A 15,625-nucleotide genomic window follows, 5' to 3' on the forward strand; every position below is an offset into this window, starting at 1 on the left:
CTTAGCTATTTTTCATGATAATCGTTTCGAAATTATTTGCTACAACCTGACATTTATCAGCGATTTCTTCCATACTTTCATAAATATCTTTTATTTTAATTAATGTGATTGGATCAGTTTCGCTATTGAAAATGTGTTTAATTGATTGTCGTAAAATGCCATCACAATTTGTTTCAAACTCTTTAATATTAATTGAGTGAATACGCATGTGAGATAATTTCTTTTCAACTAATAAACCAACAGCTAACTTCATTTCCGCTACTGCTTTTTGGATATTTTCTACGAATTCAGCCATGTACTCATCAGTATATTCAATTGAATACATTTCAAACATTGCAGAAGTTTCTTCCATTGCGTCAAGCACATCATCAATGGCATTACATAATGATAAAATGTCTTCACGCTCAATAGGTGTAATGAATGTTTGATTTAGATCCGTAATAACTTGGTGCATAAGTTCATCACCATGTGACTCATAAGTCTTGATATTGTCAGAATAAGCTTTGAGATCTAAATGCGTATTGAAATCCATTTTCCCGAATTCAACGGCTGCACGGTCCAAGTTGAATACCATTTCTTCTAATTGAACCATGAACTTATCCTTTTTCTTAGTAAACATTATAAAGCCTCCATTATAGCGATTGTTATCAATCACATTGTTAATTTTTTTATTCTTGTAAGACAACTTAAATCAAGAATACATTTACAATAAGAACTTTTCAAAAGCCTATTTTCTGACTATTTGTAAATTTTATGTAAATATAATGTTTTACTGTTTTTTACGTCATACTCCATCATTGAATTTGTCCCTATTTGAAAATATCACAAAATTTACATATCCACAATTGCATTTACAAATTCTTTACAAATACGAAACATTCCTTCAACTTTAGCTTAAATTGAGTGGTTAATCGTCCGTTTTGAATGGTTATAAGCGATGATTGCAAAGATGCTATAAATAACCGTATAAATCGCCATTACCACAAATATTGGCGTTTGATTTGCGAACCCAATGAGCTTCATAAAAACGAGTGAAGCAAAATAGGCATGCAATAGTGCAATAATTAAAGGCAGACCAAAGTTAAATGCGACTTTAAGCATTAACCCTCTTGCCATATCTTTCTGTGTAAATCCTAATTTTCGCAAAATCGAATAACTCTCTAGTTCATCTTCTGTCTCATCTATTTGTTTAATATAAATAATACATCCTGTCGCAATTAAGAACGCTATTCCTAAGAAAGATGTAACAAATAATAGAATTCCAGTTAAACTTGAGGCCTCGCTCACTACTTCGCTTCGTGTTTGTACATCTCCACTAATTCCGCTAACTATTTTTTCTAATTTTGGAATATCCTTGTTATGTTTCAGGTCAAAGCCATATTGAGGCACAATATATTTATTTTTAGCATGTGCTTTCAAATAATTGTATTCTTTATCGCTAAGGACTAACGTTGGTCCTCCCAAATCTATACTCTCTTTAAAGTATATTTTATTTATCACTTTATGCAGTTTTACATTTACATGTGTTTTCTTAGTTCCTATTGCCATAGTGCCATTTTCTCTATGTTTTGCTAAATCATGAATTAAACCTTCTGGAATAATTAAATTTGCTTGTCCTTTTTCCAAAGAAATATTAGGAAAATATTTGTCACTAGTCACTGTAACTGCATAAGGCTGCGCTTGACTCACATCGAATAAATGATCTTTATACACTTTCGAATATACCACTTCTTTAAAATCATATTGGTATGCAATATGATGTCTTCCAAGTTCAAAACCCAGTTCATTAGCAATATTTTCATCTTTCAATGTCACTTCATGAGGAGATTCTAGTAATACTTCATTACTTAAAGAGCCCCGGCTAAGCGCTGCGAAACAAAGAACAGATACAGTAATCGCCGAAATAATTGCCATGACGGTAAGTGAAAATGCATTCTTTCGAATACGAAACATGAGCGATGATGTAAAAATAACATCATTTACAGTCACATTTCCACCTTTAAAGTGTTTGATGATTTTTAGTATGAGAGAAACTGTACTTCTAAAGAAGAAGTACGCACCGATAACAGTTAAAAATAAAATTACAAACGGCAATAAAATATGATCTAACAATTCCATAAATCGCGTTGACAAATAATAACCTGCTAAGATAAATAAAATGCCAAGGATACTTAAAACGACTTCGCCCAATGTAATATTAACTTGGCTTTCTTCTTTCGTATCTTGAAAACTCATCAAACTTTTTATTGAATTTTTATTGAGATAAATCCACGCTTGCACGATGATTAAAATATAAGAAATGATCAAAATAAATAACGTTTGTGCGATGGCTTGAAAACTAAAAATAATAGACACCGAGGTATGAATACCTAATAATTTCAGCACAATCATTAAAAGAATTTTAGACCCTAACACACCAATGATCATGCCTAAAATAGCCGTAATCAAGAATATAAACAATTGTTCTAACATTAACATGTAAATAATGCGCTTTTTATTTAAACCAATCGTTTGTAATAACCCAAACTCATAACTACGCCGTTTAATAAACAACATATTAGTATACATAATAAAGACGATAATAATTATGAATAAAAAATAACTGCCGACCTGCGTACCTTGTTTAATAACCGACATGGATTGATGTAAATGTAGATGATGTACATATTTAATCGTTATAAAGCTATAAAATAAGACGATACTTAAAATTAATGAAAAGATGTAAATCGCGTAATGCGTAATATTTTGTTGGAAATTTTTCCAAATAATGTGACTAAAACTCATACATCATGCCACCTAAAATACTTTGCGCACGCAATATTTCTTTATGAAACACTTGTTTATCATCTTCCCCTTGATATAACTCTGTGAAGATTTGGCCATCTTTTAACATGACCACCCGATCTGAAAAACTTGCCGCAAGAGGATCATGTGTCACCATTACAATTGTCGCATTATACAATTGATTAATTTTTTGAAAACGATGTAACAAGTCTCGCGTATTTTTAGAATCTAATGCTCCTGTGGGTTCATCTGCAAAGATAATCTTTGGATGTGTGATAAAAGCACGGGCAGCTGACGTACGTTGACGTTGGCCTCCTGAAATTTCAGATGGGTACTTATCACTAATATCAAAAATATTGAGCGTTTCTGTAATTCGTTGATAGCGCTCATTCATTTCTTTTTTATTCAATTTTTGTACGGATAAGGGTAATACAATATTTTCTTTTACTGTTAATGTATGAAGTAAATTGTAATCTTGAAAGATAAAGCCGATATCCTTTTTTCTAATTTCCGATAAAGCTTTGTTAGATAATTTTTCTAATTGTTGATCACCTAGGACGACTGACCCATGAGTTAAATAATCGATAGAACTCAATACATTTAGAAACGTTGTTTTGCCTGACCCTGAAGCCCCCATAATAGAGATAAATTCTCCCGCTTCAATGGATAAATCTATCCCTTTTAAGACTTCTTGTTTCATATTTTTAGCACCATATGTTTTGGTTACTTGTTTCGCCTGTAAAATGGTCACGTCATTACTTCACCTCGTCATTCATAATTATTTTCCTCAAATTTGATATCTCACCTTTAATTCACTTTAATTATATAGGTTGTGTTCTATTGAAAAATGAAGATGAAATAACAAATTGCAGGTTTAAAATGACAGTGTTGTCACTTCAGACATACGTTTTAATATTTCATTTTGCTTAGGGAACGTCAAAATAAAAGTAGTGCCTTGACCAACCGTGGAGTCTACTTTTATTTTAATGCCTAGTTGTTTTTTTACACTATCGACTAAATACAAGCCAATCCCAGAAGACGTAGTTTCATTACGGTTGGCTGTTGACGTAAACCCACGTTCAAATATACGAGGTAAATCTTTGTGACTGATGCCTCTTCCTCTATCAGTTATTTCGAGAGCGACATGTCCATCTTGTTCAAAAGAACGAATGCGAATATCCTGACCTTGTGAATACTTCAACGAATTAGATAATATTTGACGAATCATCATGCGACACCATTTCACATCGGTGTAGACAGTTGGATTAATGTCAAAGTTCAAATCATATCCTATACCTTTCGTTTGACTAATATGACGCGTCAATTGAATTTCCTCGATGACAAGTCGCTTTAGTGCTACTTCTTCGAAATACATATCGCGATTTTTAGACTCTAATCGCGTGAGATACAATTGCTTGTCTAACAATTCATTGATACGCGCCCATTCATATAGCAACGCTTTTTTTCGTTTAACGTCCTCTTCTTGATCAATTAGCAATTTCATTGCGGTAACCGGCGTTTTAATATCGTGCACAAATTCGGTTAATGATTGTTCAGACGTTTGAATATGTAATTGTTGCTCAACGACACGTTCTTTTTGACTTGTTAGTTTGCGGTATAGATAATTTACGATTTGTTGTTGAAAAGGATCTTCAGCTAAATCTTTATGTTTAATTTCTTCAATTTCTTTATTGTTGTATAAATGTTGATATAGTTTTACTTCTTTTAGAAAAGCAAAAATTAGAAACAGACATGTTAGACCAAGGTTTAACATGACGATGTAGCTCACACTTTCAATCGAAATATCGTAATCGATATAGGCCATACCTAATAAGATAAGATGTAAAAATACTATCCAAAATATCCAATTACTGCGTGTCTTTAGAAATAACCAAAACCACTTTACATTACTCATGAGCCATATAACCTTTACCTACTTTAGTTTCAATCTGCGTATCCATGTCGATTTCGGATAGCTTTTTACGCAGGCGATTCACGTTAACGGTTAATGTATTATCACTTACAAAAGCCTCATCATCCCACAGTACCGTAATTAATGTGTCACGTGTGACGATTTGATTTTGCTTTTTAATCAACATTTCTAAAATAATCATTTCAGTTTTAGATAAGTAAATAATTGTATCGCCTTTTTGGATACTGTCTTTCGATAAATCAACAAGCGTATCTTGCCAATTGAGTGTGCGCTTTTCTTCTGCACCAAATTCGTAAACGCGACGATAAATCGCTTGTAATTTGGCTATTAGGGCATTGGTATAGAATGGCTTTTGCATATAATCATCTGCACCTAATTCCATACTCATCACTTGGTCCATTGGATTGTCACGGGAGGATAAAAATAGGATAGGCACATTAGAAATTTGTCTAATTTTGCGACACCAATAAAACCCATCATATTTTGGTAATTGTATATCCATAATCACAATTTCAGGCTTAGCTTCTTCAAATTTATCCATTACAGCACTAAAATCATCGACGCCCGTAACATAGAAATCCCAGTGTTCTAATTCTTTCTTCAACTCTTGAAATAATGTTTGATCGTCTTCAACTAATAATATTTGCATGAGTGTATCACCTGCTATTTTGTATATTTCATTTTCTCGCCTGATTGCACACGTCCATTAAAGTGCTTAATACGACAATCAATTTCAAAACCTCTCATTATTAATCCTTGTAGCGGCGCTTGGACGAAATAATAAATAGGCCAAAACAGTCTTGGAATATAATCATATAAATGCACAACAACCAGACGTGTTCCTTTAATATGTCGAAATTCTAATTTACCTTGTTTCTTCAGGTTCGGTTTTATCATTGATCCTCCAACTAAATGAAATGTTATAAAATCTTCAGCATTAGTTACTTTTTTTAAAATTAACAACGGCTTAGATTTCTTACGCGAGTATACGATATAATTATCATTTTCTTTATACGTATGCATAAATGTTCCACGTGTATCATTAATCCAAGTCATAAAGTAGTCGACTAAGTGAGATAACGTCCATTTCCTAGGTAATACCATTTTTAATGCCGTACGTACATCGTCGTACTTTGAAACTTGTAATTCAACATTAATATGAGGACGTTTGATATAGGTTTCCGTCGTTTCAACGGTCACACCATAACTTTCTAAACGTTGAATCGTTTCATTATCAAAACGGCTTCCTTTTACATAAACAATTTTATCTAATCCTTGTTTCATTGCCGCTCTGGCAAAGTTATCTGCAGCAATAAGGTTCAAATCACGCGCTGTAGCTTGTGTTAATTTAGCTGAATGTTTATTTGGATCTAAATAGAAATAGGCGATATCCATGCCTTCCATTCCCGTTACCACGTCTTCATAGTTATAGATATCACGTTTGAGCCAGATAATTCGAGTATCTTCTTTCTTCTTAGAGTGAGGATATTTGGATAATGCATAGACATTTTCATCTTTTTCAAGTGCATTACTTATATATTTACCAATATAACCACTACCACCAGCTAATAAGACATTTGATTTCATGTTAGAAATTGCCCCTTTATCTTTTGAAAATTTATAATTATATGTATCGTTAAGATTTATTGCTATAATGTTATGTAAGGCAATATAGCTTAACATATTGGGAGGAAGCCGCATGGCTCATAATATTCGTGAAATCAGTATAAAAGACGTCGAGAATTTTATTAAACTTTTAAGCAAGATTTATGATGAATCTGACTATACATTATATAATCCTGGTGAATATACACCAAGCATTTCAAGCGTTAGTGACCATCTAGAACATATTATTACGTCTCCAAGAAATACAATTTACGTGGCAGAACAAGATGACCAACTCGTAGCTTATGCTTTTGTCACTACTGAAGATTATGAACGTACACGTCATCAAGCTTTTATCACTATCGGTGTAAAACAACTCTATCAGAAACATGGTATTGGCCTAGCGTTAATCAATGCCGTTGAAGCATGGTCTATTAATCATAATATTAGACGTATCGAAGCTTCGGTTGTTCCTGAAAATGCTCGCGCCGTAGAACTCTTTAAAGGCGCTAATTTTAATATCGAAGGTGAATTAAAAGACAAACTATTCATCAATGGCACTTATTACAGTCAATATGTTATGGCTAAATTACTCATTTAAACTATTCGTTTCGTATTTATTATACTCTAGTCACTATAATATTAAACTATCTTAGCGAGATGTTTAAACAATTATCATCTAAGAAAGTGAAATTCATATACTTATCTTGAAAATAGAGGAATATAGATTACAAAAAGCGTAGAAGAGTTTGGGACATAAATCCCAAAATAATAGCGTAGAGATGATTGAATCACCTCTACGCTTCTCTTTTTATCAATACTTCGTATTGTTTGGCTCGCATTTTCCTAAGGAGAGCGAGACAGGAACCTAATTTAATATGGAGATAATGAAAAGTTTTTATCTGGTTCTGTAGCACCATCGAATGGTGAACGTTGATTTTGTTCCACACCAGATGACGAAGTATTTCGGCTTAGGAATGCTAGTACTCTTTTCATATTTTCTTTAGATTCCGGTTTATCTAGATGAAATTGATATTGATGATGTAAATGATGTGAACCATCATAGAATAAAGTATTAACAGGAACCTCTTCTTCTTTTAACTTACGATAAAATGCAATGTTTTGACTATAGAATGGATCCGCATCGCCTACTGATAAATATGTTGACGGATAATCTTTTGTTACCTGATTAATCGTTGACATTTGAGAAATATCTTTAAAATCCGTTTCCCAATGTGTAGCTCCAGTATAACTATGCATAAACATTTTAATCCTTGGGAATTCTGTAGCTCTTACAGTCTTCATATCATAAAATCCACCAAAGAAAATGGCCCCTTTAAGTTGTGAAGGCATAAATTGCTGTTCAAAATTCATCTCTTGGCGTAATGCTTCGTTGGATTGCATTGCTACATATTGACTTGTAAGCTGCGCACCTGCAGAGTCCCCACCTATAACTACTTGATCTAAATCAATTGGGAAGCGCTCTTTATTATCTTTAATGAATTGGACTGCATCATTTAATTGAATGAGTGGCGTCGGATATTTATTATGTGGCGCTAATGCATAATTGACATTGACCACTACATAACCTTGCTCAGCAATTTGTGCGAGCAACGGATTTTTATATTGTTTATCCCCTGCAACATACCCTCCGCCATGCATCCAAAAGATAACTGGTAATCGAGTCTTACTATTGAAGTCAGAAGGCATAATAATATCTAACTGACTATTCGGAATATGTTTGTTATAAGTAATATTTTGAAATAACTTAACATTAGGATTATTAATTTGTACCTTTTCATGTTGTTGTACGTTTTTTTTATTTTGTTGATAATGACTGTATAAATTCCAGGCGATTAAAGCTCCGACCATAATTATGAATACAAATGTAATTATCGTCCACTTCCGTTGATTATTCATTTCTTGCAGTCCTTTCAACTCTTTATATAATAGATTACTTCTCTTTTTTAAAAAGAAAAGCAATCCGTGACGTTATCACGAATTGCTTTTAAGATTAAAACATTCAATTTAAATTGTAAAGTTTAGTTATTTTAAAACTAGGCAATGTGGTCTTTGTTATCATTTTTACGAACGTAGTACTTAATAAGTACTGCTACAACGATAAATAAGCCAACTACACCCATAATATTATATAAGAAGTTAATTAAGTCTGCGAAACCAACGAAACTTAGGATAAATGCAGCAATCATCATAATAACGATGAAAACATGATATTTTTTACTGTATGTTTCTGTAAAACGTGCAGCAAATGAATAGCATAGACCTAAAATTGTGTTATACATTACCACAAGCATAATGATAGTTAAAACAAGACCAATCCATGGATTAATATCATTTGCAAGTGTGAGCGTTGGAATTTCTGCGTTCTTAATTTTTGGATATTCTGATTGTAATGCAAAGTTGATTAATGCAAGTAAGATAGTATAAACAACGCCACCGAACATTGCGCCTGCACCAGAAACTTTACGTTTAGATGCGTCGCCACCAATGGCAACTACCGTACTGAATCCGACAGCAAATGCTAGTCCACCGTACATTAATCCTCTAACGGCACCCCAGAATATACTTGTTTTTTCTACTGTACTATTAACCTCACTTATTGGAACACTACCTGCAAATAAGTAGTAAACCGCAATAAGTACTACCATAATAATTAAAAATGGTGTAACGATTCCAAGTGCACTAACGATTTTATTAAAATCTAATAATAGTGTTAAGTAAATCACTACTGTCATAATAAGTGCACCTAACCACGTTGGAATTCCAAAACTTTCTTGGAATGTAGAACCCGATCCGGCAATCATAGTTACTGCTATACCGAATAGGAAGAATACAAGTATATAGTCGAAGATTTTACTGAACTTCTCTCCAAATAAATATTGTAACGTTGACTCGTGATTCTTAGCTTTAAAGGCAGTACCGATTTTAGCTACTTGTCGGCCAATAAAGCCAAGGATTAACCCTGAGATTAATACACCTATATATGACCATAGACCATAAGGCGTAAAGAATTGCATTACTTCTTGGCCAGTTGAGAATCCGGCACCAACTACGATGCCGACATAGGCGAAACCAATTTTTACAGCTTCTCTATTTAAACCCATGCGAAAAAATAACCTCCTTAAATTTGACACATTGAGAATTATAACGTACTAAAAATATTATGCAATAGCGTATAAAGGTAGCAACTCAACCTTTATCGGCTGAAAGTACTGAGCTAAATACTATTAGAAAAGATTGAAAAAAATTGAAAAACTATTAAATTTGTTAACAAATTCATAAATGAGTAACTAGTAGTGGGCATAATTGTTAAAGTCTTATAATTAAGAGAAGCTAATTTATAGTAAATGTATAATCAATAAAAAACGATATGAAAACGTAAATGCTGTCTTCATACCGATATGTGTAGCTTAGTATTGGGTTATATGGCGATAATTAATGATTATTGTGAGCCACCATATTGTTGTAGTTCATTAATATCAACGACTACATTATCCATACGTTTCGCCGTTTCTTTTAGTGCGTTTCTAGCGACATGGTTACTTGGGTCTAATTTCAAGATTTGTTTCGCTACTTTAAATGCTTCAGAATCTGAAATAACGGGCTCAGGTATAGCATGTAATAATAACATTTGTAACAAGCTTTTGATTTCTTTTCCATTGGTTAATTGGATGGAAGATTGGGCGTGGTAATATGCAGAATCTATTGCACCTTCCACTTCACTCAATGGATATACTAATAAAAGAAATGCTAAGTCATGTAACTCTGCCGTTTCTTCGAATTTAATCATATATAAGATACATGTATAAAACATCATACTTTCATGTTCATGTGCACATGAAATGTAGGCTTCTTCGAAATCCATAAAATCAGCTTGAGACATTATTTGTCTCACCTGTTCAAATTCGCCACTTAACACATATTGTTCAATGCTTTCTTGCATGACAAGGCTCACCTACTCTCCACCTATTTTGCAATACTACTATTCTATCATAATTAAAGTTAATTTTCATATTATAATAATTTAGTTAAATTCAACTATTTCATTTAAATGCCGTCGATTTAAATGAAGTCTTTTCTACTTCTTTTATAACTTCATCTGTAGAACTACCCACTGATAATTTAACAGCAGCCGTAAAACTTCCTTCTACGATAGGAGCGTTCATTTTCTTAATATTATACGGCCCTTTATATCTTTCAATGGCTAAGTTAATATTCATTTCCGAAGATCCTAAATCGTAAAAACATAAAGCATCCTCTTCCACACTATTAATGAGTCGTTGTACTGCACTAAATGACGTGCCAATCTCCCCATCGACGCCACCGTATGCTAATATATTAACACTACTTGCCATCTTATTCAGTAGTGCTTTAGTCCCATTTGCGATATCTTCACTATGACTAATAATGATAATTGAGGTCACTTATATTCATCTCCAATTCATGCATTAATTTCTTATATCATATTGTTTATCTAGCGTTATATCGTAAATTAAAATATCTGATTTTCTTCTATTTCTTCTCTCTGTCATTCCATTATAAATTAAGTACTATAGATGTGCTAACTTTTGAATAATTTAGCGTTTAAGCCTATTCTTTTTTACTTTTGAAAATTAAAAAAAATACACTTCAAAAAGTTGGATGATTAGCCATTTTCACTAAAAAATAGCTAACGATAACCCAACCTATTGAAATGTACATTAAACTACAAATACTAAACACTTTTAGATTTATACATTAAATAAATAAAATATGTTGCGCCGATAATCGCCACAACAATCCCAGCAGGTATACCAGTTGGTTCAAGAATGATTTTACCAAGTGTATCTGCAAATACTAATAAGAATGCGCCTACTAGTATAGAAATTGGTAAAAAGAGTTGATGTCGTGGTCCCACGATAGACTTAGCGATATGAGGACCCATTAAACCTATAAATGTAATCGAACCTGCTACCGCTACCGCTACTGAAGATAATACTACGGCGATGAAGAAGAGAACAATACGTTCACGCTCAATTTTCACACCTAAACCTTTCGCAATATGCTCGTGTGTATTAACTAAATTCAATACATTCGATTTATACATTAAGAAAGGGAACAGAATAATTATCCATGGCAGAGTAGCAATCACAAAAGCCCATTCATCGCCCCAAATATTACCAGCAAACCACGTTGCGATAAATTCAGATTGGTCTTCATCAAATTTAGACATTAGGGTGATTGAACCACCATATAAAGCTGTTTGCATACCTACACCAATTAACACCATACTTGCTGGCGTAATACCATCTCTTTTATTCATGCTAAATAAAAAGATAATAATTGCAGTTGCCACACCACCAATTACACTAATAATTGGTAGAAGATAAACAAAATTGTCAGGGTCGATTTGACCAACTGATAAGAATAAGGCAATCGCAAAGCCACCACCAGCATTAATACCTAAAATACCTGGTTCGGCGATTGGATTCTTAGTCACACTTTGAATAATCGCACCACTTAAACTTAAAGCTGCACCAGCTAAGATAGTGATTAACATTCGTGGGAAACGAAATTCCATTAAAATTAATTGATCATAGTATTCACCTTGGCCAATCAATGTTTTAAAGAAATGATTTACTGGAATTTTATATTCGCCAGATGCCACGCTCCATGTGCATGCTGCAAATAAGAGTATCGCAAAAATAATAAAGATAATAATTTGTTTGCGTCTCAATTTAGGATGTATCATATTGTGCGGCCTCCTCTTTTAACTAAGTATAAGAAGTAAGGCACACCAATAAATGAAATTACTGCGCCGACTGGAGCTTCACCTAACATTCGCGCTACTGTGTCGGCTACTATCATTAATAAACCGCCTGATAAAGCTGTTAATGGTAATACCTTAGCGTAATCTGTACCGACTAAAAATCGTACGATATGAGGCACCATTAGACCTACGAAGGCAATCTGACCAACCATAGATACGGCCACGCCTGCAAGAATCATTGTTAACACTAGGCTCACACCTCTTATCAGTGTGATATTTTGACCTAAACCTTTAGCTAATGTTTCTCCCAAATTTAGAATCGTTAATTGCTTGCTCATTGTTAAAATAATGATAACTGCAATAATAATGACTGGTCCGCTCCATAGTAATTGTTGCCAAGTTGTTCCTGAAACACCACCTGCACTCCAATATGTAAGTGATTGATTCAATTTAAATGTTAGTGCTATACCTTGGCTAAGTGCCGTTAATAGCGCACTTACTGCCGCACCGGCTAATATAATCCTCATAGGGTTAAACCCATCGCGTCTTGAACGCCCAATCATTAAGACAATAAAGCCACCTAACATTGCACCAATAAAACCAGCGAACATTAACACTAGAAATGGCGCTTCAGGGTAGAATGCGAATGTACACGCCAATGCAAAGGAAGCACCTGAATTCAGTCCGATTAAACTTGGATCCGCAAGACCGTTTTTTGTAACACCTTGAATAACGGCGCCCGCTACGGATAAAGCCATTCCTACTAACACTGCTCCCAAATCTCGTGGAATACGAATTTCACTAATAATGTTGTGTTGTTGATTCTTGGGGTTATAGTGAAAAATAGCATCGCTTATTGTAGATAAGCTGATTTTAGCGTCACCAATTAAAATAGAAACTAAAAGGGCACCAAATAATAACACTAAGACTAAAATAATATAGCCTATAAACCCAAAATTAACTTTCTTGTCCTTCCCTGTCATATTAAAATCCCTTTTCTTTATTTGTTTTTAAATTATGAATAATTTTTTTGGAATAGATCATAAGTTACTAAAAGCGGTTTCCCAGTTCGTGGGTCTGTACTAAGTACCACATCAATATTAAATACTTTTTCTAAAATATCTTTAGTTAGCACATCCTCTGTCGCACCACTTGCTACAATTTCCCCTTTTTTCATTGCAATGAGGTGATCTGAAAAACGGATAGCTTGGTTGATATCATGTAACACCATGATAATCGTACAACCTTGTTCTTCATTTAATCGTTGTACTAACTCCAATATTTCTAGTTGATGCGAAATATCTAGATAAGTTGTAGGCTCATCTAAGAAAATAATATCTGTTTTTTGCGCTAATGCCATCGCAATCCATACACGTTGGCGTTGCCCGCCACTCAAATCATTAATTGAACGATGTCTAAATTCTGATGTGCCGGTTACGCTTAATGCCCAGTCAATTTCTTTTTTATCTTCGGCAGATAAGCGACCAAATCCCTTTTGATGTGGAAAACGGCCATACGACACAAGTTCGCCCACTGTAAGACCATCCGCTACTTCAGGCGTCTGAGGTAAAATTGCAATCTTTTTAGCAATTTCTTTTGTCGATTGTGTGTGAATATTTTCACCGTCTAATTGAATTTCGCCTTTTTTGATCGCCAACAAACGTGATAATGCTTTTAATAAAGTGGATTTACCACAACCGTTCGGGCCAATAATCGAAGTTATTTTCCTGTCAGGTATTTCAACATCCAAGTTATTAATAATTGTGTGATCCCCATAGCCAATTTCAACTTGTTGTCCTCTTAAACGATTCATGCTCTCCCTACTTTCATGAAAAATAAATCTATTAATAAAATCTAAACTTAATTGATAATAATTATCATAGTCAACAGAAATATTATAACATCTTTGTAAACCACTGACTATTTCTAAAATGCTAAAAAATAGAGACCAGGAATTATTAAATATGTTCAGTCGTACTATAATTTTTTTACATAGACTCTTCATTAATTTAGTTGATTAGGTTTTATAAAAAAGTGTCTTATTTTTTAGGCTTTTTATATAAAATTACATATAATAACGTAGTATTGTTGGCGAGACTCCTGAGGGAATAGGATGAGCGTCGAGACCGTGGCTCGGCCCATCCCCTAGGAAATGCGAGCCAAACAATACAAAGTATAAATAAAAATAGAGGCTAGGAATTATATATTGAACATCGCTCTAAGCTAATATTTCAATATACTTAATTTCCTAACCTCTATAAACTAACGTATTATTCATCTATTAAGAAACCATTACCATAAACATCACGCACATCGTGAACGACAAGAAAAGCCTGATTATCTATTTTACGTATGATTCGTTTAGCACGTGAGACTTGAGTCTTTGCTACTACTACATAAAGAACATCCTTCTCCTCACGACTATAATAACCATGCCCATCTAAAATCGTTAGACCACGGCCTACTTGCTCGTCGATTGCTTTTGCTACTTCATCGGGTTTACTAGAAATAATAGTCATTGCTTTCTTCGTATTTAAGCCTTCAATAACATATTCCATTACTTTAGTTCCGATGTATAAAGAAATCACTGTAACTAACGCTTTTTGTAAAGGTAAAACAGTTAATGAAATAAGCACTACAATTAAGTCGAAGAATAATAGCGCATATGCTGTACTTACTTCTAAATATTTGCTAGCTATACGTGCCAAGATCGTTGTACCTGCAGTTGTACCTCCAGCTAATACAATGACACCAATACCTAATCCAACGCATGCCCCACCAAATACGGCGTTAATAATGACATTGTCTGTGGCCACATGCCAAGATTCTGTTAAACTTAAAAATACCGAAATAAGCACCGTTGCAATAATTGTTAATACTGTACTTCGCTTACTTAAAAATTTATAGCCTAGAACAATTAAAACAGCATTCGCTACGAAGTTTGTAATGGCTGGCGAGATGTGAAAAGCATAGTATAATACGATGGCAATCCCAGTTACTCCACCTTCACCTAGATTACCTGAAATGATAAATGAATTTACTCCTGCTGAAAATATGAAAGAGCCTAGTATGACTAGTATTAAATCTTTAATAGTTTTATTCACATATACCAACCCCTTTTATAGAATGTATTAATAAAAATGTAGCATATTCCTTTGTTAAGCTACAATATTTATTTTGAAAATATGTAAATTAATAATAATCGAATAAAATTATATAGCAATAAATCATACATGGTAATTGAATAGTGACGACAATAACGTTATTCCAGATACCTCTGCAGCGCTATCCGTTAAATATTTTTAAATTTTCTGAATTTTTTATTTACTTCTTAATCTTATACTGCTATAATGTGTATAACTTCTTAATAAGAGAAGTTATCTCCTTTGTGTTGTTTATAGTAACAAAACAAATTTTGCTCGAAGTACTGTGACAGTACCTAGTCCTTACCGTTACAAGTACATTAATATTCATTTCCCATAAAAACCAAGTATATAAAGTGTCTCCTCACTTTTTGTGCTTGGTTTTTATCA

At 33.5% G+C, this 15,625-nt stretch carries 15 protein-coding genes; 1 reads left to right on the top strand and 14 read right to left on the bottom strand.

The window, feature by feature from the left end:
* Window position 1 precedes the first annotated feature (1 nt).
* The 6 genes from FH144_RS07280 to FH144_RS07305 form a co-directional block, all read right to left on the bottom strand.
* Window positions 2-619, bottom strand: a complete 618-nt coding sequence (locus tag FH144_RS07280) for a DUF47 domain-containing protein (RefSeq protein ID WP_011276491.1) — start codon at window positions 617-619, stop codon at window positions 2-4.
* A 275-nt stretch (window positions 620-894) separates the two neighbouring features.
* Window positions 895-2,784 carry an FtsX-like permease family protein gene (locus FH144_RS07285; protein ID WP_242314713.1) on the bottom strand — a complete coding sequence of 630 codons (1,890 nt, stop codon included), beginning with the start codon at window positions 2,782-2,784 and terminating at the stop codon, window positions 895-897.
* On the bottom strand, window positions 2,774-3,535 hold the full coding sequence (locus FH144_RS07290; protein ID WP_242314714.1) for an ABC transporter ATP-binding protein: 762 nt from the start codon (window positions 3,533-3,535) through the stop codon (window positions 2,774-2,776). Before FH144_RS07290 ends, FH144_RS07285 begins: the two co-directional genes overlap by 11 nt.
* A 123-nt stretch (window positions 3,536-3,658) precedes the next feature.
* The gene (locus tag FH144_RS07295; protein ID WP_107507133.1) at window positions 3,659-4,699 is read right to left on the bottom strand and encodes a sensor histidine kinase; all 1,041 of its coding nucleotides are present in this window, start codon (window positions 4,697-4,699) and stop codon (window positions 3,659-3,661) included.
* Window positions 4,692-5,366, bottom strand: coding sequence for a response regulator transcription factor GraR/ApsR (graR, locus tag FH144_RS07300; protein WP_242314716.1), 675 nt, complete (start codon window positions 5,364-5,366; stop codon window positions 4,692-4,694). Before graR ends, FH144_RS07295 begins: the two co-directional genes overlap by 8 nt.
* 14 nt (window positions 5,367-5,380) lie before the next feature.
* Window positions 5,381-6,304 (bottom strand): Rossmann-fold NAD(P)-binding domain-containing protein, encoded by a 924-nt coding sequence (locus tag FH144_RS07305; RefSeq protein ID WP_242314718.1) that lies wholly within the window; start codon window positions 6,302-6,304, stop codon window positions 5,381-5,383.
* 112 nt (window positions 6,305-6,416) lie between these two features.
* Between FH144_RS07305 and FH144_RS07310 the strand changes: the two genes are divergently transcribed.
* On the top strand, window positions 6,417-6,923 hold the full coding sequence (locus FH144_RS07310; protein WP_242314720.1) for a GNAT family N-acetyltransferase: 507 nt from the start codon (window positions 6,417-6,419) through the stop codon (window positions 6,921-6,923).
* 272 nt (window positions 6,924-7,195) lie between these two features.
* Here the strand turns inward: FH144_RS07310 and FH144_RS07315 are convergent, their stop codons facing one another.
* The 8 genes from FH144_RS07315 to FH144_RS07350 all read right to left on the bottom strand — a co-directional run bounded on the left by FH144_RS07315 (window position 7,196) and on the right by FH144_RS07350 (window position 15,196).
* Window positions 7,196-8,242 (bottom strand): alpha/beta hydrolase, encoded by a 1,047-nt coding sequence (locus FH144_RS07315; protein ID WP_107507137.1) that lies wholly within the window; start codon window positions 8,240-8,242, stop codon window positions 7,196-7,198.
* Window positions 8,243-8,379: 137 nt separating this feature from the next.
* Window positions 8,380-9,447: a YkvI family membrane protein gene (locus FH144_RS07320; RefSeq protein WP_242314723.1), complete on the bottom strand. Its 1,068-nt coding sequence runs from the start codon at window positions 9,445-9,447 to the stop codon at window positions 8,380-8,382.
* A gap of 338 nt (window positions 9,448-9,785) precedes the next feature.
* Complete coding sequence (locus FH144_RS07325; RefSeq protein WP_107507139.1) at window positions 9,786-10,286, bottom strand: hypothetical protein; 501 nt, start codon at window positions 10,284-10,286, stop codon at window positions 9,786-9,788.
* A 100-nt stretch (window positions 10,287-10,386) separates the two neighbouring features.
* The gene (gene dhaM / locus FH144_RS07330) at window positions 10,387-10,767 is read right to left on the bottom strand and encodes a dihydroxyacetone kinase phosphoryl donor subunit DhaM (protein WP_242314725.1); all 381 of its coding nucleotides are present in this window, start codon (window positions 10,765-10,767) and stop codon (window positions 10,387-10,389) included.
* Between the two features lie 290 nt (window positions 10,768-11,057).
* Entirely contained in the window at window positions 11,058-12,074 is a 1,017-nt protein-coding gene (locus tag FH144_RS07335) for a FecCD family ABC transporter permease (protein ID WP_242314727.1), read from the bottom strand.
* Window positions 12,071-13,075 carry a FecCD family ABC transporter permease gene (locus FH144_RS07340; RefSeq protein WP_107507142.1) on the bottom strand — a complete coding sequence of 335 codons (1,005 nt, stop codon included), beginning with the start codon at window positions 13,073-13,075 and terminating at the stop codon, window positions 12,071-12,073. The genes FH144_RS07335 and FH144_RS07340 overlap by 4 nt, the downstream gene beginning before the upstream one ends.
* 32 nt (window positions 13,076-13,107) lie before the next feature.
* Window positions 13,108-13,905, bottom strand: a complete 798-nt coding sequence (locus tag FH144_RS07345; protein WP_242314729.1) for an ABC transporter ATP-binding protein — start codon at window positions 13,903-13,905, stop codon at window positions 13,108-13,110.
* Window positions 13,906-14,362: 457 nt separating this feature from the next.
* Window positions 14,363-15,196, bottom strand: a complete 834-nt coding sequence (locus tag FH144_RS07350; RefSeq protein ID WP_107507144.1) for a YitT family protein — start codon at window positions 15,194-15,196, stop codon at window positions 14,363-14,365.
* Window positions 15,197-15,625: the final 429 nt, after the last annotated feature.

The sequence above is a fragment of the Staphylococcus sp. acrmy genome, from assembly GCF_022690565.1.
In the GTDB taxonomy this organism is placed as follows: domain Bacteria; phylum Bacillota; class Bacilli; order Staphylococcales; family Staphylococcaceae; genus Staphylococcus; species Staphylococcus caledonicus.

Coding starts and splice junctions, on each gene's coding strand:
- FH144_RS07285 (WP_242314713.1), bottom strand. CDS start 2,784: ATGAGTTTTAGTCACATTATTTGGAAAAATTTCCAACAAAATATTACG.
- FH144_RS07335 (WP_242314727.1), bottom strand. CDS start 12,074: ATGATACATCCTAAATTGAGACGCAAACAAATTATTATCTTTATTATT.
- FH144_RS07315 (WP_107507137.1), bottom strand. CDS start 8,242: ATGAATAATCAACGGAAGTGGACGATAATTACATTTGTATTCATAATT.
- FH144_RS07320 (WP_242314723.1), bottom strand. CDS start 9,447: ATGGGTTTAAATAGAGAAGCTGTAAAAATTGGTTTCGCCTATGTCGGC.
- FH144_RS07345 (WP_242314729.1), bottom strand. CDS start 13,905: ATGAATCGTTTAAGAGGACAACAAGTTGAAATTGGCTATGGGGATCAC.
- FH144_RS07340 (WP_107507142.1), bottom strand. CDS start 13,075: ATGACAGGGAAGGACAAGAAAGTTAATTTTGGGTTTATAGGCTATATT.
- FH144_RS07325 (WP_107507139.1), bottom strand. CDS start 10,286: ATGCAAGAAAGCATTGAACAATATGTGTTAAGTGGCGAATTTGAACAG.
- FH144_RS07295 (WP_107507133.1), bottom strand. CDS start 4,699: ATGAGTAATGTAAAGTGGTTTTGGTTATTTCTAAAGACACGCAGTAAT.
- FH144_RS07305 (WP_242314718.1), bottom strand. CDS start 6,304: ATGAAATCAAATGTCTTATTAGCTGGTGGTAGTGGTTATATTGGTAAA.
- FH144_RS07280 (WP_011276491.1), bottom strand. CDS start 619: ATGTTTACTAAGAAAAAGGATAAGTTCATGGTTCAATTAGAAGAAATG.
- graR (WP_242314716.1), bottom strand. CDS start 5,366: ATGCAAATATTATTAGTTGAAGACGATCAAACATTATTTCAAGAGTTG.
- FH144_RS07310 (WP_242314720.1), top strand. CDS start 6,417: ATGGCTCATAATATTCGTGAAATCAGTATAAAAGACGTCGAGAATTTT.